Below are 18730 nucleotides of genomic sequence, written 5' to 3' on the forward strand. Positions count from 1 at the left end.
GTCAGTCCTCCCGCACCAGCAGTGCGACGGGCAGCCGCTCGAGGACGCCCGCGACCGGTGTCACCCCGCCCTCGGTGGTGCGCCCGGTGAGCACGTCACGCCACGTGCCCGGCGGGACCGCGACCGTGTGGTCCGCCCAGCCGCCGAGCCGGTCGACGGACGCCGCGAGCCGCGTCGCGACGACCGTCACGCGCGGCTCGTCGGCGACCGTGCGCGCGTACGTCACGGCGTGGCCCGACGAGTGCGCGAGCGGCACGTACCCGGCCTCGGGTCCGACGAACGCCTCGGGCAGGTCCCGGCGCACCCGCAGGGCCCGCGACGTGACGAGCAGCTTCTCGTCGGACAGGTCACGGGGCCCGGCGCCCGAGTCGAGCCGCTCGAGACGTGCGACCAGCGGTTCGAGCTCGACGAAGCGTCGGTTGTCCGGGTCGACGAGCGTGGGGGAGTCGACCTCGGTGCCCTGGTACACGTCCGGGATGCCGGGCAGGGTGAGCTGCACGAGCTTGGTGCCGAGCACGGCCGCGCGTACCGCGGGCCGCGAGCGCTGCTCGAAGTCGGTGAACAGCGCGACGACCTCCGGGTCGCCCAGCGCGCGCGTCGCGAGGTCCACGACCGCCGCCTCGTACGCCTCGTCGGGTGCGGTCCACCACGTGTACGTCTTGGCCTCGCGCAGCGACTTCGTCAGGTACTCGACCAGCCGGTCGGGTGCGATCGGGCCGTCCGGCGTCCACGTGCCGGCGAGCGTCTGCCACACCCACTGCTCGGCGCGCCCGTCGACACGCGCGCTGCGCGCCGACGCGGTCGCCGAGCGCACGGCCAGCACCAGGCGCGACCACTCCGCGGGCAGCTCGCTCAGCACGCCGAGCCGCGCGCGGGTGTCCTCGCTGCGCTTCGTGTCGTGCGTCGACAGCGTGGTCATCGCGAGCGGCGCGGCCACCTGCTGGCGCGCGGCCCACGCCGCGAGGTCGGTGGGGGTGAGCGCGAACCGCGACGGCTCGCCGCCCACCTCGCACAGCCCGACGAGCTGCGTCCAGCGGTAGTACGCGGTGTCCTCCACGCCCTTGGCCGTGACCGCACCGCACGTCTGCTGGAACCGCACGACGAGCTCGTCGCGCCGCTCGCCGCGCGTGCGTCCCGCACTACCGACCTCGCGCCCGAGCAGGAGGTCGACCAGCACGTCCATGGTGGCGTGCCGCTCGGTCGACATGCGTCCGCGCGCGACGGCGGCGGCGCGCTCGAGCGCGGTGACCGAGTCGGCCGGGACGACCTCGCCGGGCACGACGTACGCGCGGTACCGGTCGAACGCGACGAGCAGCTCGACGAGGCACTCGTGCAGCGCACGCCACGTGTGGTCGCGCAGGCGCAGGTCGTCCGCGCAGATGCTCGCCGCGAGCGTCGTGAGGCGGTACACCTCGGCGTAGAGCGGGCCGTCGACCACCTCGCGCTTGGCCTGCTCGACCACGCGCTCGTAGTCGTCCGACGCCTCGCCCGTGAGCCGGTGCATGAGCGCGCCGAGCGGGGCCGCGCCGCCCGGGTCGACGAACGTCTGCTGGATGCGCCACAGCGCGTCGTAGCCCGTGGTCCCCGCGGTGTCCCAGTCGGCGGGCAGCTCCTCGTCGCCCTCGAGGATCTTCTCGACGACGACCCACGCGCCCCCGCTCGCCTCACGCAGCCGCGCGAGGTATCCCGCGGGGTCGGCGAGGCCGTCGGGGTGGTCGACGCGCAGACCGTCGAGCACACCCTCCTCGAGCAGGTCGAGCACCAGCCGGTGCGTCGCGTAGAACACGTCCGGGTCCTCGACCCGCACCGCGACGAGCGTGCCGACGTCGAAGAACCGGCGGTAGTTGAGCTCCTCGTCGGCCACGCGCCAGTACGCGAGCCGGTAGTGCTGGCGCTCGAGCAGCTCGGTGAGCGGCAGCTGCTCAGTGCCTGCTCGGACCGGGAACACGTGGTCGTGGTACCGCAGCACGGTGCTCGGCCCGCGTCCCGGCACCTCGGCCGTCGTGAGCTCGAGCTCACCGCGTGCGAGCACCGCGCCGATCCGGTCGCCGAGCACGGGCATGAGCACCGCTCCGTCGCCCGCGGACCAGTCCACGTCGAACCACGCCGCGTACGGCGACCGGGCGCCGTCCTCGAGCACCGACCACAGAGCGGCGTTGTGCCACACGGGCGTCGGCACCGCCATGTGGTTCGGCACGATGTCCAGCACGAGGCCCAACCCGGCGGCGTGCGCGGTGTCCGCGAGCCGACGCAGCCCGTCGATCCCGCCCAGGACGGGGGAGACCTCGTCGTGCGCGACGACGTCGTAGCCGTGCGTCGAGCCCGGGGCGGCCGTCAGCACCGGCGACAGGTACACGTGCGACACCCCGAGCGACGCGAGGTACGGGACCCGCTCCGCGACGTCGTCGAACGTGAGGTCGGCGCCGAGCTGGACGCGGTACGTCGAGACCGGCACAGGTCGGCCGGGTGCGACCAACCGGCGCGCGGGCGTCTGCCGCGTGTCCGTCACGCGTCGCCCTCGTGCGCGGTGCCCGACGACGAGCGCGCCGAGGGACGCCGCGTGCTGCGGCGCTTCGGCTCCGTCCGCGTCGGGGTGACCTTCGCCGACTCGCGCGCGGCCTCCGCGATCGCACCCGAGCCGGACGCCGCCGGGATCGGGGTGACCGGCGGCCGCGTGAGCACGACCATCGAGTGCCGCGCGAGCGCGAGCTCCTCGCCCGGCGCCGCGGTGTCACCCGGGTCCACCTGCGAGTCCGTGTCCAGCACCGCGGTCCACTGCTCGCCGTACTCGGAGTCGGGGATGGTGAACGACGTGGGCTCGGGCGACCCGTTGAACAGGATGAGGAACGAGTCGTCGACGATCTGCTCGCCGCGCACGTCCGGCTCGGCGATCGCGTCGCCGTTGAGGAAGACCATCACCGCACGCGCGCTCGAGCTGTTCCACTCCTCGTCGGCCATGTGCTCGCCCGAGGGCGAGAGCCACGCGATGTCCCGCAGGTCCGACTCGCCGCCGTGGTCGGGCGCCCCCGCGAAGAACCGGCGCCGCCGGAACACGGGGTGCTCCTGGCGCAGCTGTACGACGCGACGGGCGAACGCCAGGAGCGCGGTCCGCTCCTCGTCCAGGTCCCAGTCCACCCACGACAGCTCGTTGTCCTGGCAGTACACGTTGTTGTTGCCCTGCTGCGTGCGCCCGAGCTCGTCGCCGTGCGCGAGCATCGGGATGCCCTGCGACAGCAGGAGCGTCGCGAGGAAGTTGCGCTGCTGGCGGCCGCGGAGCTTGTTCACCGCCTCGTCGTCGGTCGGGCCCTCGACCCCGCAGTTCCACGACCGGTTCCAGCCCTCGCCGTCCCGGTTGTCCTCGCCGTTCGCCTCGTTGTGCTTCTCGTTGTAGGAGACGAGGTCGCGCAGCGTGAAGCCGTCGTGCGCGGTGACGAAGTTGACGCTCGCGATCGGCCGGCGGCCGGTGTGCTCGTACAGGTCCGACGAGCCCGACAGGCGGCTCGCGAACTCGCCGAGCGTCGACGGCTCACCCCGCCAGAAGTCACGCACCGTGTCGCGGTACTTGCCGTTCCACTCCGACCACAGCGGAGGGAACCCGCCGACCTGGTAGCCGCCGTCGCCGACGTCCCACGGCTCCGCGATGAGCTTGACGCGCGAGATCACCGGGTCCTGGTGCACCAGGTCGAAGAACGCCGACAGGCGGTCGACCTCGTGGAACTGGCGGGCCAGGGTCGCCGCGAGGTCGAACCGGAACCCGTCGACGTGCATCTCCGTCACCCAGTACCGCAGCGAGTCCATGATCAGCTGGAGCACGTGCGGCGAGCGCATGAGCAGGGAGTTGCCCGTGCCCGTCGTGTCGAAGTAGTGCTCCTTGGCGTCGTCGACCAGCCGGTAGTAGTTGGCGTTGTCGATCCCCCGGAAGCTCAGCGTGGGGCCCAGGTGGTTGCCCTCGGCCGTGTGGTTGTAGACGACGTCGAGGATGACCTCGATGTCCGCGGCGTGCAGCTCGCGGACCATCGCTTTGAACTCCTGGACCTGCTGGCCGGGCTGCTGGAACGCCGCATACGCGTTGTGCGGCGCGAAGAAGCCGATCGTGTTGTAGCCCCAGTAGTTCGACAGGCCCTTCGCCTGCAGCGAGGGGTCGTTGACGAACTGGTGCACCGGCATGAGCTCGATCGCGGTCACCCCGAGCTGCGTGAGGTGCTCGATGACCGCCGGGTGCCCGAGCGCGGCGTACGTCCCGCGCAGCTCCTCCGGGACCGCGGGGTGCTGCTTCGTCAGCCCGCGCACGTGCGCCTCGTAGATCACCGACTCGTGGTACTCGTGCTGCGGCGGGCGGTCGTGCCCCCAGTCGAAGAACGGGTTGACGACCACCGACAGCATCGTGTGCGCGGCCGAGTCGTCCTCGTTGCGCTGCGCGGGGTCGTCGAACCGGTAGGAGTACAGCGACGCGTCGCCGTCGACCTGGCCGTGGATGGCCTTGGCGTACGGGTCGAGCAGCAACTTGGACGGGTCGCAGCGATGGCCGTTCTCCGGGTCGTACGGCCCGTGCACGCGGTAGCCGTACAGCTGACCGGGTTGCACGGCGGGCAGGTAGCCGTGCCACACGAACGCGTCGACCTCCACGAGGTCGACGCGGCGTTCCGTGCCGTCGGGGTCGATCAGGCAGAGCTCGACACGCTCCGCGACCTCCGAGAACAGCGCGAAGTTGGTGCCGGCCCCGTTGTAGGTGGCGCCGAGGGGGTAGGGGCGTCCGGGCCAGATGAGCATGCGACCCAGCGTGCCAGCGTCGGCGCAGGTCGGCGCGGTGAAACAGCGGGAGGCACGTCACACCTGCGCGTGCCGGAGTGCCGGTGCCCCGCCGTGCCGGCTGCCCGCCCGCGCTCAGTGCACGAGCGCGGGTGCGCCGAGCGTGCGCTCGACCGCCCGACGCACCACCGCGGCGTCGTCCTCGCCGCGCGCCCGCCAGCCCATCTGCTCGACCGCGCCGTTGCCGCGCCGACGCACGTGCGCGAGCTGGCGCTCGACCGCCTCGAGGTCGCCGTTCTCGACGAGCGCGTCCCGCACGTGGTCGACGAGCTGGTCCACGACGTCCATCGCGGGCGCCGGACGCCACGTCAGCGGGCTCACGAGGTCGCCGGACAGCCCCGAGCGTGCCGCGCGCCACGCCGCCGTGCGCAACAGCTCGGCGCGCACCGGGTGCTCGTCGCGTGGGCTGCGCACCGCCGTGTCCGCGAGCGCGCGCACGAGCGCGGCCTGCAGCGCCGCGTCACCCGCGTCCAGGCACACGTCCGCGATGCGCACCTCGACGGTGGGGTAGCGCTGGGACAGGCGGGCGTCGAAGTACAGCATGCCGTCGTCGAGGATCGTGCCGGACGCGAGCAGCGACTCGACGACCTCGCGGTACGTCGCCGCGTCGCCGAACGGGGCCGTCGGGCCCGCGGTGGGCCAGCGACCCCACACCTGCGAGCGGTACGACGCGTACCCGCTCGCCACGCCCTGCCAGGACGGGCTGTTCGCCGAGAGCGCCAGGAGCACCGACGTCCACGGGCGCAGGTGGTCCAGCACGACGACGCCCTCGTCGTCGTCGGACACGCTCACGTGCACGTGGCACCCGCACGTGAGCTGCTCACGTGCCGTCAGCCCGAACCGTGCGCGGATCTCCTGCGCGCGCCGGTCGGGGATGACGGTGGGGTCGACCGCCTGCGGCGCGGTGCCGAGCGCGGCGATCCGCACACCGGCGGCCTGCGCGACGGAGTCGACGCGCTCACGTCCCGCACGGACCTGGTCGAGCAGCTCGTCCAGGTCCGTGCACGGGTGCGTGGACGTCTCGACCTGCTCGCTCTTGAACTCCTTCTCGACGTCGCCGCCGGGCACCGCGGTGCTCGTGAGCGCGCGGGCGGCGATGCCGAGCACCGCCGGCGACTGCGCTGCCGGCTCGCCCTCGGGCGTGACCAGCAGGTACTCCTCCTCGACTCCCATGGTTCGCACGCGGCAAGTCTCGGGTCAGATCGTCGTCGCGGCGACCCGAACGGCCGCATGCGGACGGGTGACGGGCGCGTCCACCTGACGGGCGACACGCGGGAGCGCGACCACGGCCCGTATGCGCGCTGACCAGGCACGTCGCAGAGTGTGACGTGGGCCACACCGTCGTGCGGTGGACAGGTTGCCCGAAGTGTCCGTTAGCGTCGCATGTGTTCCGCACGGGGCCGGCAGGACGACCACGGTCACCCGCCCGCCCCCGTGCACCGGCGCCACCGCTGCCGTCGAACGGCACCGGTGGGCCACCCTCCGGTCGTCGTGCCAGACCGACGGAGGGGGCCCCACATGACCACCATGTTCGACCGGCTCGTGCTCGAGCCACGGCGCACCGACGAACCGCTCGCGCGCCCGACGCGCTCCACCGAGACGCAGGCGGCCCAGAGCCCCTCGCTCGTCCTCATGGTCCTGCTCGCGAGCGCGGGCATCGTCGTCTACGCCGTCTTCCTGCTCAACCCGGACAACCGCGGCGACTGGCTGCCCTACAGCATGGTCATCGCCGCAGAGACGGTGCTCGTCGTCCACGCGCTCCTCGCGATGTGGACCGTCCTGTCCGCGGGCCACGACCCGCGCGGCTTCACGTTCCACCACGCGCAGGACCGCCTGTACGACGTCGCCGAGATCATGCGCGACCGGGTCGAGAACCGACCGCAGGACTGGCAGGTGTACCTCGCCGACCGGCCCGTCACCATCGACGTGCTCATCACGACGTACGGCGAGGACCTCGACACGATCCGCAGGACCGTGACCGCCGCGGTGGCCATGCAGGGCCGCCACCGCACCTGGGTGCTCGACGACGGCCGGTCCGACGAGGTGCGGGACCTGGCCGCCGAGCTCGGCGCGCGCTACGTGCGCCGGCTGTCCAGCAACGGCGCCAAGGCCGGGAACATCAACCACGCGCTGTCCATCGCGCGCGGCGACCTGTTCGCCGTCCTCGACGCCGACTTCGTCCCGCACCCGACGTTCCTGCACGAGACCGTGCCGTTCTTCGCCGACGACCAGGTCGCGTTCGTCCAGACGCCGCAGACGTACGGCAACCTGCACACCGTCATCTCGAAGGGCGCCGCGTACATGCAGGCGGTCTTCTACCGGTTCATCCAGCCCGGCCGGAACCGGTTCAACGCCGCGTTCTGCGTCGGCACCAACGTGGTGTTCCGGCGCGCGGCCATCGACTCGGTCGGGGGGATCTACTCCGACTCCAAGTCCGAGGACGTGTGGACCTCGCTCATGCTCCACGAGAAGGGCTGGCGCACGGTGTACATCCCCGACGCGCTCGCGGTCGGCGACACCCCCGAGACCATCGAGGCGTACTCCAAGCAGCAGCTGCGCTGGGCGACCGGTGGCTTCGAGATCATGCTCACGCACAACCCGCTCTCGCGGCGCCACCCGCTCACCCTCGACCAGCGCCTGCAGTACACCGTGACCGCGACGCACTACCTCACGGGCATCGCACCGCTGCTCCTGCTGCTGGTCCCACCGCTGCAGATCTACTTCGACCTGACCCCGATGAACCTCACCATCACGCCGCTGACCTGGGTGCTGTACTACGCGGGCTTCTACGTGATGCAGATCTTCCTGGCGTTCTACACGCTCGGGTCGTTCCGCTGGCAGGTCCTGCTGCTCGCCTCGGTGTCGTTCCCCATCTACACGCGCGCGCTGGTCAACGCGCTGCTGCGCCGCGACCAGGCATGGCACGTCACCGGGTCGAAGGGCGCGTACCGCTCGCCCTTCGCGTTCATCACCACGCAGGTGCTGTTCTTCGAGCTCCTCGCCATCACGACCGCCGTGGGGATCTGGAAGGACGTCTCCAACGGCTACCCGAGCCTCGCGGTCGCGTGGAACGCGACCAACACGCTCATCCTCGGCGGGTTCGTCGTGACCGCGTGGCGCGAGGGACGCGCCGGACGGCGGGCCGCGCGCGAGCACGCGGCGGCCGAGCGAGACATGCACGTGCGCGAGGGCTCCCTCGCGCTGACGACGGGAGGTGCGGCATGACCTGGCGCGTGCGGTTCAAGCTCTTCGCGGGGACGGTCCTCGTGCTGCTCGTGGCGGCCTACGCCACCTACCACGTGAACGAGACGCGCGGCACGGCCGTCAGCGACTCGGCGCAGATCCTCGGGGAGACGTACGTCGTCGGCACCCCGTACGCCGGCCTCGTCGTCGCGCAGAAGGTCGCCGTCGGCGACGTCGTGTCCGAGGGTGACCCGCTGTTCGTCATCGACTCCGCCGCGCTCGACCGCGACCTGTCGCTCGGCACGGTGAGCACCGCGGGGCAGGCGACCACGATCGACGTCGACGGCAACCTCGTCGTCCTCGCGACGCAGGACGGCACCGTCACGGACGTCGCCGCGCAGTCCGGCACGTTCGTCTCCGCCGCGGACCACCTGGCGACCGTGCAGATCGCCGGGTCGCTGTACGTGCAGGCCGAGTACACGCTCACGGCCAAGGAGTACGCCCGCGTCCCGGAGGACGCCGCGGTGACGATCGAGCTGCCCAGCACCGCGACCCTGCGCGGCACCGTCGAGCGGGTGCAGGTCACCACGGTCGGCGGCAAGGCGCTCGCGCTCGTCACGGTCGGGTCCGACGAACTTGTCGACGGCGAGGAGAACGGCCTGGTCGGGTCCGGGACCCCCGTGACCGCGAGCATCTCCCTGCGCAACGACGGGGTGGTGACGACCGTCTCGCACGCCGTGACCACCTACGTCCGGGGGGTGTTCGGGTGACGCGGCGCTGGTGGCTCGTCCTCGCGCTCGTCGCCCTGGTCGCGGTCGTCACGGGGGGTGTCGCGGCCCTCGTGAGCGACCGGGACCGCGCCGCGGCGACCAGCGGCGGTGCACCCGGCCCGCCGGACGCGCGCGTCCCCGCGCTCGACACGGCGGCGCTCGTCGCCGACGTCCCCGCGCGTGACGTGGCACGGCTCCCCACCGCGCGCGTCGCGGACGGGGTGCTGCCGCAGACGAACCGCTGGTACAGCGGCCTGGTGTTCGGCGACGAGCCTGTGTTCGCCCAGCCCCTGTCGTTCCAGCTCACCGACGCGGGCTTCACGCTCGGGCTGCCGAAGCCCGTCGCGACGGAGAAGACGATCGCGGGACCGCACGTCCCCGCGCTCACCGTCGACGTCGGCGCGGCGTCCGCCGTCGTCAGCGCGGCCGACCCCGTCGCGGTGACGATCGACCTGCTGGACGAGTCGGGTGAGGTGCTCGGGCACGTCGCGCTCGCGGAGGGCTCGCCCGTCGTGACGTTCACGGCCGCACGCGACGTCACGGTCCGGACCGACGGCGGACTCACGGCGACGCCCGACGGCCCGGCCGCCGCGCAGGGCGACGTGGCGGGAGCGGTGTGGGCGCTCGCGGCGCCGGGCTTCGACGCGGGTGCCACCTCGCTCGCCCGCGGCGAGGTCGCGGGCTGGTACGCCCTGCCGGACGGGCCGAGCGCGGCGGCGCAGGACGCGTTGGCCGCCGCCGCCCGGCATCCGGTGGAGTCCGTCGACGTGACCTACGGCGTCGACGACGAGCACGCCCGCACCACCCTCACGTACCGGACCCGCGGCGGGGCCGGCGCCTACGTGCTGTCCCCGCACCACCGCGCGGGTGACCAGCCCGCGCGCACCGGATGCGGGCTGGGGGAGTACGCGTCCGTCGGCGGGCCGCTCGAGCTGTGCGCGGGCTCGGTGCTGTCCGCGTACGCGCCGACGGTCGCCCCCGCGGGTGTCCCGGACGTCCGTGAGGCGTCCGACGAGCAGCGCAGCGCGATCCTGGCCGCACTCGAGCAGGACGTCGCCGCGACGCCCGCCTTCCCGTCCGACACCTACTTCGGTGGCAAGGCGCTGTTCCGGGCCGCCACGCTCGTCGTGCTGGGCGAGCAGCTCGGTGCGGACGACGTGGTCGCCGACCTGCGGGCCACGACGGCCGACGCGCTGCGCGAGTGGGCGCAGTCCGACGGCTGCACGCAGCGCGACGCCCGCTGCTTCGTCTACGACCCGACGGCCCGCGCCGCCGTCGGCCTGCAGGCGTCGTTCGGCTCCGACGAGCTCAACGACCATCACTTCCACCACGGCTACCTCCTGGCCGCCGCGGGCCTGCTCGCGGCCGACGACCCCGCGCTCGCCGACGACCTCGGTGTGCTCGACCTGCTCGCGGCCGACGTCGCCAACCCCACGGCGAGCAAAGAGCTCCCGCAGCTGCGCTCGTTCGACCCGTACGCGGGTCACTCCTGGGCCTCGGGACCCTCGCAGTTCGCCGACGGCAACAACCAGGAGTCCAGCTCCGAGGCGGTCAACGCGTGGAACGGCCTCGGGCTGTGGGCCCGCGCGACGGGTCAGGACGCGCTGCTGGTGGAGGCGACGTGGCTCGCCTCGACCGAGTCCCTGGCGGCGCGCACCTACTGGACCGCGCCGGACCTGGCGTGGGCGCCGGGGTTCACGCACCAGGTCGTCTCGCTCGTGTGGGGCGGCAAGCGTGACTACGCCACCTGGTTCAGCCCCGAGCCGGCCGCGATCCTCGGTATCCAGCTCATCCCGATGGGCCCGGCACAGCGTGCGCTCGCCACCGACGTGGACCCGCAGCGGATCCGCGCGGCCGTGGACGAGGGAGGTGCGGACGGGACGGCGACCACGTTCGGCGGCTACCTGCTCGCGTACCTCGCGCTCGCCGGTCCCGACGACGCCGCCACGGCGTGGGAGCGCCTGCGCGCGGTCCCCGACGACGCGATCGACGACGGCACGTCACGCGCTGCGCTGCTCGCCTTCGTCTCCGCGCTCGGCTGACGGCTCGACCCCTGCCACGACTGACGGCTCGACCCCTGCCACGACCGACGGCTCGACCGACGCCTCGACCGACGCCGGTCCGCTCGGCGGACCCTTCTCCCAGGACGCGACCGGACCCGGCACGACGACGAAGGAGGGGTGGGCGCGCAGACGGGCGGCGCGCAGCGCGTGCGCGGCCGCGGGGTCCCGCACGTCGAGCTTGGCGAGCAGGTGCGCGCGCTCGTACGCGAGCTGGCCCTCGGTCACGACGAGCAGCGTCGTCACGTCGCGGGGCAGCTCGGCGTGACGGCGCACGGCGATCCGCATCCGGTCGAACCGGTAGCCGCGCGCGTCCGCCTCGTCGGCCAGCGCCTCGAGGTACGTCCCGACCGCGGCCAGCGGCACCCGGGCGGCGCGGAACCGCTCGAGCTGCGGGTGGCGGCCGTAACCGCCCTCGGGCCGCCGCAGGGCCGCCTGCGCGAGGAGACCCTCGCGCCAGCAGGCGACCAGGCCCACGCGGTCGAGGTGCTCGGGGTGCACGGACCAGAGCCTCACGACCCGCCCCCGACGACGTGCGCGAGGATCAGGCCCTGCGTGACAGCGAAACCCGCGACCAGGTTAAGCCACAGGAAGCGCCGCCAGCCGCGGTTGGCGCTCTCGCACTCCTCGTCGGTCACGTCCCGGAACGGCGCGACGGACACGAGGTAGGCGACCGGCACCGCGGCCGCCAGCGCGGTGGGCCAGCCCGCGGTGAGCAGGAGCACCGCCGCGAGCCCGTAGCCCGCCATGGCGAGGCGCACCGTGCGGCGTGCCCCCAGGACGGTCGCGACCGAGCCGATCCCCGCCCCGCGGTCGGCGCGCACGTCCTGCACCGCACCGAAGGCGTGCGACGCGCAGCCCCACGCGGTGAACGCCAGGAGCGTCGCGACGACGGGCCACGTCCAGGCTCCGCCGGCCGCGGCGACGCCCACCACCGCGGGTCCGACGAAGTGGCTCGCGGACGTCACCGAGTCGACGCCCGGCCGTTCCTTGAACCGCAGCCGCGGTGCGGAGTAGGCGACGACCGTGAACACGCACAGAGCGAGCGGCACGAGCGCCCACGGATGCCCCGCCACGACGGCCAGCACGGCGAGCGCGACGAGGAACGGCGCGTTGCTCGCGACCGCGGCGACCACCGTCGTGCGGTGCCACCGCGTGTCCAGCACGACGCCCTCGACCCCACCCTTGCGGGGGTTCGCGAGGTCCGACTCGTGGTCCCACACGTCGTTCAGCCCGTACATCAGCAGGTTGTACGGCACCAGGAAGTACAGCGTCCCGACGACGAGCAGGGTGTCGACCGAGCCACCCGCGAGCAGGTACGCGGCGGCGAACGGGTACGCGGTGTTGATCCAGCTCAGCGGACGGGAGGACCCCACCACCTGGCGGAGCCCGGCGAGTGCCTCGCTCCCGGGGGTGGTGGCGCGGGGGGTCACGGCGGTCACGCGCGGGCCTCCGTGGTCCGTCGGTCGGTGGTGAGCGCGAGCAGGGACGGCAGCGCGAGCGCCGCCGCGAGCGGCCAGGCGAGGTCCTCGACCGGGGCGCGGCCCACGCGGGGCCCGAGCAGCGCGGCCTCGTCGTAGCGGAACAGGTCGGCGGCGATCATCAGCGAGTCGAACACCACGGTCAGCAGGCACAGCGCGGCCGCGGTCAGCCCCAGCACCGCGAGCAGCCGCGCGGGGCGCCGGCCGCGGCGCGGCTCGGTCGCCACCGCCCACACGGCGACGGCGGCGCACGCCACGACCACGCCGACCCCGAGCCCCGCGTACGTCATGACGCCACCTCGCGCGCGCGGGCGTCGTCGGACGGCACGTGCGCACCCGCGTCGGTGCGCGGCCCGTCGTCGGTGCGGCGCGAGCGCCGGGGTGCGCCGCCGACGAGCCGCTCGGCCCCGCCGGCCGCGACGAGCGTGACGTACGCGAAGAACACGACGAACACCACCTCCTCGAGCGGCAGGTGCGGTGCGAGCCACACACCGAGCAGAGCGGGGGAGTCACCCCGCCCGTAGAACCCGGCCCGGATCGCGACGACGTCCCACAGCAGCAGCAGCGCCGCGGCGGCCGACCCGACGGCGACCGTACGCGCGCGCGACCGCGGGTGCCACAGTGCGAGCCGCCAGCGTCGGTCGAGGAGCGCGACACCAGCGCCGGCCGCGAGCAGGCACAGCAGGTACGCACCCCTCATGCGGCGACCTCGCGCAGCCGCGCGGGGACCGGCAGAGGTCCCGTGGACGTGTCGCCGCGCAGCCGCTTGACGACGAGCTCGGCGCTGATGAGGCACATCGGCAGCCCGATCCCGGGCACCGTCGACCCGCCCGCGTACAGCAGCCCCGCGACCCGGCGGGACGCGTTGCGCCCGCGGAAGAACGCGCTCTGGCGCAGCGTGTGCGCCGGCCCGAGCGCGCTGCCGCTCCAGGACGAGAGGTCGCGTGCGAAGTCGGCGGGGCCGACCGTCCGGCGCACGACGACGCGCGAAGCGAGATCCGGCACCTGCGCCCAGTCGGCGAGCGTCGCGATCGCGGCGTCCGCGACGGCCTCGACGGCCGCGTCGCCCGAGCCCGCGATCCCGCCGGCGCCGATGGTCGGGTCGGCGGGCACGGGGACGAGCAGGAACAGGGTCTCGTGGTCGTCGGGGGCGACGCCGGGGTCGGTGCGCGAGGGTGTGCAGACGTAGAACGAGGCCGGGTCGGGCACGCGACGGCCCGCGCCGAAGATCGCGTCGAAGTTCGCGTGCCAGTCCCGGGTGAAGGCGAGCGTGTGGTGCGCGAGGGCCGGGAGACGACCGCGCACGCCCAGGTGCACGAGGACGGTGCCGAAGCCGGGGTCGCGCGAGTCCCACCACCGCTCGGGGTACGTCGCGAGCTCGGGCGGCAGGATCCGCGTCTCGAGGTCGTGCAGGTCGCCCGCACCGACGACGACGTCCGCGGCGAGCCGCTCGCCGTCGGCGAGGTCCACGCCGACCACCCGGGCCCGGACCCCGCGGCGACCGCGCTCCGGGACGGTGGCGACGCCGGTGACCCGCGTGCCGGTGCGGACGCGCACGCCGGCGGCGGTCGCGGTGCGCACGAGCGCGTCGACGACCGCGCCGAAGCCCCCGCGCGGGTACAGCACGCCCGCCTCGAGGTCGGCGTGGCTCATGAGGTGGTACAGCGACGGTGCGCGGTCGGGCGACGTACCCAGGAACACGGCCGGGTAGCCGAGCACCTGGCGAGCGCGATCGTCGGCGAAGCGCGCGGCGACGAACCGCTCGAGCGACGTGCCGAGGAGCCGGGCCAGCCGGGGGGCGCGGCGGACGACGTCACGCCCGACGAGCCCGCGCGGGCTCGCGAACGTCGTGTACAGGAAGTGTCGCAACGCGAGGTCGTACGCCTCGCGCGACGAGCGCAGGTACGCGTCGAGCCGCGCGCTCGAACCGGGCTCGAGCGCCTCGAACGCCTCGTGCGCGCGGCCCGTGCGCACGTCGACGGCCGGGGCACCGCCCTCGCCCTCGCGCGGCTCGAACAGGACCCGGTAGGCCGGGTCCAGGCGGACCAGGTCGAGCTCGTCCTCGGCGCTCGTGCCGCACAGCCGGAAGAAGTGGTCGAAGACCTCGGGCATGAGGTACCACGACGGCCCGAGGTCGAACGTGAACCCCTCGTGCTGCCACGTCGCCGCGCGCCCACCCACGTGGAGCTGCTGCTCGACCACCTCGACGTCGTAGCCCTCGCGTGCGAGCAGCGCCGCGGTCGCGAGCCCCGCGACACCGGCGCCGATCACCACCGCGCGCCGGCCGGCCCCGCTCATCGCCACCCCGCGGGCAGCAGCGTGCGGGCGACCACGAGCGCCTTGGTCGGTGCGGGCACACGGACCCGCTCGGTCGCGATCCGCTCCGCGGGGGTCGCGCGCAGGCGGGCCGACAGCGCGGCGAACAGGTCGTGCGCGGCCCGCACCCCGCGCCGGCTGGACCGGGGGAGCGCGGCGACTCCCGCGGCGGCGGCGGCCAGGTCGGCGTCGACGTCGTCGAGGAGCGCGTCGCGCTTCGCGTCCGTCAGCGCGTGGGGGTCCAGCCCGGGCACGTACGCGCGCCCGAGGTCGTCCCGGTCGGCGGCGAGGTCACGCAGGAAGTTGACCTTCTGGAACGCGGCGCCCAGGCGGCTCGCGGCCGGCGCCAGGCGCTCGTAGCCGTGCGCGCGCATCTCGTCGTCCGCGTCGGGCGCGGCGACGAACACCCGCAGGCACATGAGCCCCACCACCTCGGCGGACCCGTGCACGTAGGTCGCGTAGGAACGCTCGTCGTGACGCGAGGCGTGCAGGTCGGTGCGCATCGAGGCGAAGAACGGGCGCACGAGGTCCGGCCCGATGCCGTGCTCGCGGGCCGTGCGGGCGAACGCGTGCACCACGAGGTCGGTCGCGAAGCCGGTGCGCAGCGCCGTCAGCGTCTGCTCCTCGAGCGCGTCGAGGTAGGCGGCACGCTCCTCGGCCGTGAGCGCCAGGTCGGGGGCGTCGACGATCTCGTCGGCCACGCGCACGAGCGCGTAGATGACGCGGACGTGACCCCGCACGGGCTCGCGCAGCAGGCGTGTGGCACGGCCGAACGACGTCGAGTACTCGCCGACGACCGTCGACGCGGCGGTCGCGGCGGCGTGCGCGTAGCGCTCCGCCCCGCCGTGCGGGACCTGCGCTCGGGCCGAGCCGCGCGTCATGCCGCGACCCGCGGGTCGTCGACGACGAGGGCGAGCAGGGCCGCGAGGACGTCGTCGGGCAGCCCGGCGTCGCGCGCGACCTCGCGCGCGGCCTCCAGGTGCTGGGCCGCGAGATCCTCGACGAACGCGCGCGACCCGCACCGCACCAACGCGACGCGTGCGGCGTGCGCGCGCTCGGCGGTCAGCGCGGGGTCCCCCAGGGCGGCCGCGACCACCGGCCAGGAGTCCGTCGTGCGGGCGTGGGCGATCAGGGCGGTCACCTTGCCCTCGCGCAGGTCGCCGAGCGCGCTCTTGCCCGTCACGTGCTCGTCGCCGAAGACGCCGAGCAGGTCGTCGTGGAGCTGGAACGCCACCCCGACGAGGCGACCGGCACGGTCGAGCGCCGCGACGACGTCGGCAGGCGCCCCCGCGAGCAGCGCACCCGCGCGCAGGGGCAGCGCGAAGGAGTACGCGGCGGTCTTGAGCTCGGCGACCTGCAGCGCGTCCCCGACGGTCGGCCGGTCCACGCGCAGCGCGAGCCGCACGTCCGCGAGCTCGCCCGCCGCGGACAGCGCGACCGTCTCGTCGAGCAGGTCGAGCAGGGCGGTGACCACCCGGGACGGGGCGGGCGCGGTGGCGAACGCGCGGGTCGCCGCGACGAGCGCGAGGTCGCCCGCGAGGATCGCTGCCGCGCGCCCGTACCCGTGGGCCGCGCCCTCGTCGGCGCCGGCGGACCGGGCGCGGGCCGTGAACGTCCCGGCCACGTTGGGCCGCCCGCGGCGCACGTCGTCGCCGTCGATGACGTCGTCGTGCACGACGAAGGCGGCGTGCAGCAGCTCCACGGCGTCGGCGACGTGCGTGGCGGCGCGGACGTCGGTGCCGCCGAACGCGCGGTACGCCGCGTGCACGAGGTGGGGGCGCACGCCGCGCCCGCCGCGGGTCGCGTCGCCCGCGGCCGTCCAGAGTGCCTGAGCGTGAGCGTCGTGGGGGAGCGCGCCGGGGCCCGCACGGAAGGCGTCGAGCGGTCGCCGCTCGGTCGTGGTGGGCGCGCTCGCCGCAGGTGCGGGGGAGGCCGGGACCGTGCTGGGCGCCGTGCTCGTCGCCGTGCTCGCTGCCGTGGAGCTCGGTGCGGTCGCGGTCTTCGCGACCGTCGTCGCGCTCATGACGTGGCCGGTGCGTGGTGCGGGCGCGCGCGGCGCGCGAGGTGTGGCGTCACGTCGACTCCGTCCCGAGGCGATCTCGCTAGCCTCTCTAGTTACTTGAGAGACTAGTATGACTGCCATGCCCGAGACCGCAACCCCAGAGCACTACTGGTACGGCGAGGACCCCTCGCCCGCCGAGATGCTCGAGGCGTTGCGCGCGTTCCGCCGGGCCGACGCGGCCATGCGCCGCCGCACGGCCGCCGACATGGCCATGAACGAGACGGACCTGCGCGCGCTCCAGGTCGTCATCGCCCGCGAGCTCGACGGTCGCTCGACGAGCCCCCATCACCTCGCGGACGTCCTCCAGATCTCGACCGCGTCGACCACCAAGCTGGTCGACCGGCTCACGCGCTCGGGTCACCTGGTGCGCGAGGCGCACCCGACCGACCGGCGCGGGGTCGTCGTCCGCGCGACGCCGCACGCGCACGACGAGGTGCACGAGAGGCTCGCCGGGATGCATGCGCGCATGGCCGGAGTCGCCGACGACGTCCCGCGCGCCGCGCGCCCGGCAGTGGTGGCCTTCCTGCGCGAGATGACGGCCGTCCTCGACGACGACGAGCCGATCGCGCCGCTCACCACCGCTCCCACGGCGGTCGACGGCGAGGCCTGAGAACCGCGCGACGCGGGGCCCGGCTCGGGCTCGTCAGGCGGGCGCGGGGCCCGTCGAGTCGCGCACGACGAGCTCCGTCGGGACGACGACGTGCTCGGGCGTGCTCGGTGCGGCACCGGGTGCGGCCGCGGCGATGGCGTGCTCGATCGCACGCGCGGCCGCGCGGCCCTTGGCCGCCAGGTCCTGGCGGACCGTGGTCAGCGGCGGGACGACCGTGCGGCTCAGGGCGCTGTCGTCGTAGCCGACGACCGACACGTCGCGGGGCACGTCCAGACCGAGCTCGCCCGCCACGCGCACCACCGCCCACGCCACCAGGTCGGAGAAGCAGAGCACCGCGGTCGGGCGGTCGGGGAGCGTGAGTGCGGTGCGGGCAGCCTCGAGCGCGTCCGCCTCCAGGTTGTCCTCCATGTGCACCGCCACCACGTCGGCACCTGCCGGGCCCAGGGCGCTCATCCAGCCTTCGACGCGCTCGCGCGAGACGAGCCCGACGCCGGCGGTGGCGGGGTCGGGTGCGACCCCGGGCTGCTCGCCCCACGCGGTCGTCAGGAGCGCGACCCGCCGGTGGCCCAGGTCGAGCACGTGCTGCGCGGCGGCGCGCGCCCCCGGGCGGTCGTCGAGCAGGACGCTCGAGGCGCGCTCGACCGTCGGTGCCTGGTCGACGAAGACCAGGGGCAAGGACCGGCGCTCGAGCCAGTCGAACGCGGTGGTGTCCGTGACGCACGCGTACACGAGAGCGGCGTCCATGGGGACGTCGCGTGCCGCGTCCCGGATCGCTGCGCTCTTGGCGGGCAGGAGCGCGAGCGCGAGGCCGGTGGGTGCGAGCTCCTCGGCGACCGAGGCGAAGAACTCGGCGGCGATGGGGTCGCGGAACGCGTTCGCGGGCGACTGCGTGAACAGCACCCCCACGGTGCCCGACGAGCCCCGGGCGAGGATCCGCGCTGCGGGGTCCGGGCCCACGTACCCGAGCTCGTCCGCCGCCGCCAACACCTTGGCCCGTAGCTCGGCAGAGAGCTGGTCGGGCCGGGAGAACGCGTTCGAGACCGTCATGCGGCTCACGCCGACCTTGTCGGCGATCGTCTGCAGCGTGACCCGCCCCACGCTCGTCTCCTGTCGTCCCGACCCCGCGTCCCGCGCGAGGTCCCGGACGTCAGGGTAGGCGACGCCGGCGCGGGTCAACGGACGAGCGCGGAGCGGTCCGCCGGTGCGATCGCGTCCGCGAGCCGGTGCAGCGACCGGGCGCCGCGACGGCGGACGGCGAGCACGCCGCCGTGCCCGCCGGAGTCGGCGGAGCGCCGGTGCGCGACGGGGCCGGTGGTCGGTGCGTCGGGCACCACGGGGGCGTCCGGGAGGGCGCTGCGCGACTGCGTCAGGGTCGCGCGGCGCGAGTGGAGCAGGGCGAGAGGCGGCTGGCTCAGGTACACGGTCGTTCCCCTTCTGTA

16 protein-coding genes are annotated in these 18730 nt (G+C 74.4%); 4 read left to right on the plus strand and 12 right to left on the minus strand.

Annotation, left to right across the window (positions count from 1 at the left end):
- Position 1: 1 nt before the first annotated feature.
- The 3 genes from treY to ACT17Q_RS07520 all read right to left on the minus strand — a co-directional run bounded on the left by treY (position 2) and on the right by ACT17Q_RS07520 (position 5982).
- Complete coding sequence (gene treY, locus ACT17Q_RS07510) at positions 2–2509, minus strand: malto-oligosyltrehalose synthase (protein WP_444665263.1); 2508 nt, start codon at positions 2507–2509, stop codon at positions 2–4.
- On the minus strand, positions 2506–4770 hold the full coding sequence (glgX, locus tag ACT17Q_RS07515; protein ID WP_444665264.1) for a glycogen debranching protein GlgX: 2265 nt from the start codon (positions 4768–4770) through the stop codon (positions 2506–2508). Before glgX ends, treY begins: the two co-directional genes overlap by 4 nt.
- Before the next feature lie 114 nt (positions 4771–4884).
- On the minus strand, positions 4885–5982 hold the full coding sequence (locus ACT17Q_RS07520; protein ID WP_444665370.1) for a carboxylate-amine ligase: 1098 nt from the start codon (positions 5980–5982) through the stop codon (positions 4885–4887).
- Positions 5983–6327: 345 nt separating this feature from the next.
- Between ACT17Q_RS07520 and ACT17Q_RS07525 the strand changes: the two genes are divergently transcribed.
- From ACT17Q_RS07525 to ACT17Q_RS07535, 3 genes are read left to right on the plus strand one after another with little or no spacing between them, the layout of a single operon-like run.
- Positions 6328–8034 (plus strand): glycosyltransferase, encoded by a 1707-nt coding sequence (locus tag ACT17Q_RS07525; protein ID WP_444665265.1) that lies wholly within the window; start codon positions 6328–6330, stop codon positions 8032–8034.
- Entirely contained in the window at positions 8031–8762 is a 732-nt protein-coding gene (locus ACT17Q_RS07530; protein ID WP_094180140.1) for an HlyD family efflux transporter periplasmic adaptor subunit, read from the plus strand. The genes ACT17Q_RS07525 and ACT17Q_RS07530 overlap by 4 nt, the downstream gene beginning before the upstream one ends.
- Positions 8759–10804 carry a glycosyl hydrolase gene (locus ACT17Q_RS07535; RefSeq protein ID WP_094180139.1) on the plus strand — a complete coding sequence of 682 codons (2046 nt, stop codon included), beginning with the start codon at positions 8759–8761 and terminating at the stop codon, positions 10802–10804. The genes ACT17Q_RS07530 and ACT17Q_RS07535 overlap by 4 nt, the downstream gene beginning before the upstream one ends.
- On the opposite strand, the gene ACT17Q_RS07540 is transcribed toward ACT17Q_RS07535, so the two are convergent.
- The 7 genes from ACT17Q_RS07540 to ACT17Q_RS07570 are packed head-to-tail and all read right to left on the minus strand — an operon-like array spanning position 10763 to position 16642.
- Positions 10763–11323, minus strand: coding sequence for a pyrimidine dimer DNA glycosylase/endonuclease V (locus ACT17Q_RS07540; protein ID WP_444665266.1), 561 nt, complete (start codon positions 11321–11323; stop codon positions 10763–10765). The two genes, ACT17Q_RS07535 and ACT17Q_RS07540, sit on opposite strands and share 42 nt — an antisense overlap.
- An 11-nt stretch (positions 11324–11334) precedes the next feature.
- Positions 11335–12264 carry a prenyltransferase gene (locus ACT17Q_RS07545; RefSeq protein ID WP_369826306.1) on the minus strand — a complete coding sequence of 310 codons (930 nt, stop codon included), beginning with the start codon at positions 12262–12264 and terminating at the stop codon, positions 11335–11337.
- Positions 12261–12593, minus strand: a complete 333-nt coding sequence (locus tag ACT17Q_RS07550; protein WP_094180138.1) for a lycopene cyclase domain-containing protein — start codon at positions 12591–12593, stop codon at positions 12261–12263. Before ACT17Q_RS07550 ends, ACT17Q_RS07545 begins: the two co-directional genes overlap by 4 nt.
- Positions 12590–13003, minus strand: coding sequence for a lycopene cyclase domain-containing protein (locus ACT17Q_RS07555; RefSeq protein WP_094180137.1), 414 nt, complete (start codon positions 13001–13003; stop codon positions 12590–12592). Before ACT17Q_RS07555 ends, ACT17Q_RS07550 begins: the two co-directional genes overlap by 4 nt.
- Positions 13000–14601, minus strand: coding sequence for a phytoene desaturase family protein (crtI, locus tag ACT17Q_RS07560; protein ID WP_444665267.1), 1602 nt, complete (start codon positions 14599–14601; stop codon positions 13000–13002). Before crtI ends, ACT17Q_RS07555 begins: the two co-directional genes overlap by 4 nt.
- Positions 14598–15500 (minus strand): phytoene/squalene synthase family protein, encoded by a 903-nt coding sequence (locus ACT17Q_RS07565; RefSeq protein ID WP_444665268.1) that lies wholly within the window; start codon positions 15498–15500, stop codon positions 14598–14600. The genes crtI and ACT17Q_RS07565 overlap by 4 nt, the downstream gene beginning before the upstream one ends.
- Positions 15497–16642 carry a polyprenyl synthetase family protein gene (locus tag ACT17Q_RS07570; RefSeq protein ID WP_444665269.1) on the minus strand — a complete coding sequence of 382 codons (1146 nt, stop codon included), beginning with the start codon at positions 16640–16642 and terminating at the stop codon, positions 15497–15499. The genes ACT17Q_RS07565 and ACT17Q_RS07570 overlap by 4 nt, the downstream gene beginning before the upstream one ends.
- A 118-nt stretch (positions 16643–16760) precedes the next feature.
- Between ACT17Q_RS07570 and ACT17Q_RS07575 the strand changes: the two genes are divergently transcribed.
- Positions 16761–17291: a MarR family winged helix-turn-helix transcriptional regulator gene (locus ACT17Q_RS07575; RefSeq protein ID WP_444665270.1), complete on the plus strand. Its 531-nt coding sequence runs from the start codon at positions 16761–16763 to the stop codon at positions 17289–17291.
- A gap of 33 nt (positions 17292–17324) precedes the next feature.
- Here the strand turns inward: ACT17Q_RS07575 and ACT17Q_RS07580 are convergent, their stop codons facing one another.
- The gene (locus ACT17Q_RS07580) at positions 17325–18389 is read right to left on the minus strand and encodes a LacI family DNA-binding transcriptional regulator (RefSeq protein WP_444665271.1); all 1065 of its coding nucleotides are present in this window, start codon (positions 18387–18389) and stop codon (positions 17325–17327) included.
- Between the two features lie 74 nt (positions 18390–18463).
- The gene (locus ACT17Q_RS07585; protein ID WP_094180133.1) at positions 18464–18712 is read right to left on the minus strand and encodes a hypothetical protein; all 249 of its coding nucleotides are present in this window, start codon (positions 18710–18712) and stop codon (positions 18464–18466) included.
- Positions 18713–18730 lie beyond the last annotated feature (18 nt).

Origin of the sequence: Cellulomonas sp. CW35 (assembly GCF_052378485.1) — a bacterium.
GTDB lineage: Bacteria > Actinomycetota > Actinomycetes > Actinomycetales > Cellulomonadaceae > Cellulomonas > Cellulomonas uda.

Excerpts from the sequence above, each read along its gene's own strand:
- glgX (WP_444665264.1), bottom strand. The coding sequence starts at position 4,770 with ATGCTCATCTGGCCCGGACGCCCCTACCCCCTCGGCGCCACCTACAAC.
- ACT17Q_RS07520 (WP_444665370.1), bottom strand. The coding sequence starts at position 5,982 with ATGGGAGTCGAGGAGGAGTACCTGCTGGTCACGCCCGAGGGCGAGCCG.
- ACT17Q_RS07525 (WP_444665265.1), top strand. The coding sequence starts at position 6,328 with ATGACCACCATGTTCGACCGGCTCGTGCTCGAGCCACGGCGCACCGAC.
- ACT17Q_RS07530 (WP_094180140.1), top strand. The coding sequence starts at position 8,031 with ATGACCTGGCGCGTGCGGTTCAAGCTCTTCGCGGGGACGGTCCTCGTG.
- ACT17Q_RS07550 (WP_094180138.1), bottom strand. The coding sequence starts at position 12,593 with ATGACGTACGCGGGGCTCGGGGTCGGCGTGGTCGTGGCGTGCGCCGCC.
- ACT17Q_RS07555 (WP_094180137.1), bottom strand. The coding sequence starts at position 13,003 with ATGAGGGGTGCGTACCTGCTGTGCCTGCTCGCGGCCGGCGCTGGTGTC.
- crtI (WP_444665267.1), bottom strand. The coding sequence starts at position 14,601 with ATGAGCGGGGCCGGCCGGCGCGCGGTGGTGATCGGCGCCGGTGTCGCG.
- ACT17Q_RS07565 (WP_444665268.1), bottom strand. The coding sequence starts at position 15,500 with ATGACGCGCGGCTCGGCCCGAGCGCAGGTCCCGCACGGCGGGGCGGAG.
- ACT17Q_RS07570 (WP_444665269.1), bottom strand. The coding sequence starts at position 16,642 with ATGAGCGCGACGACGGTCGCGAAGACCGCGACCGCACCGAGCTCCACG.
- ACT17Q_RS07575 (WP_444665270.1), top strand. The coding sequence starts at position 16,761 with ATGCCCGAGACCGCAACCCCAGAGCACTACTGGTACGGCGAGGACCCC.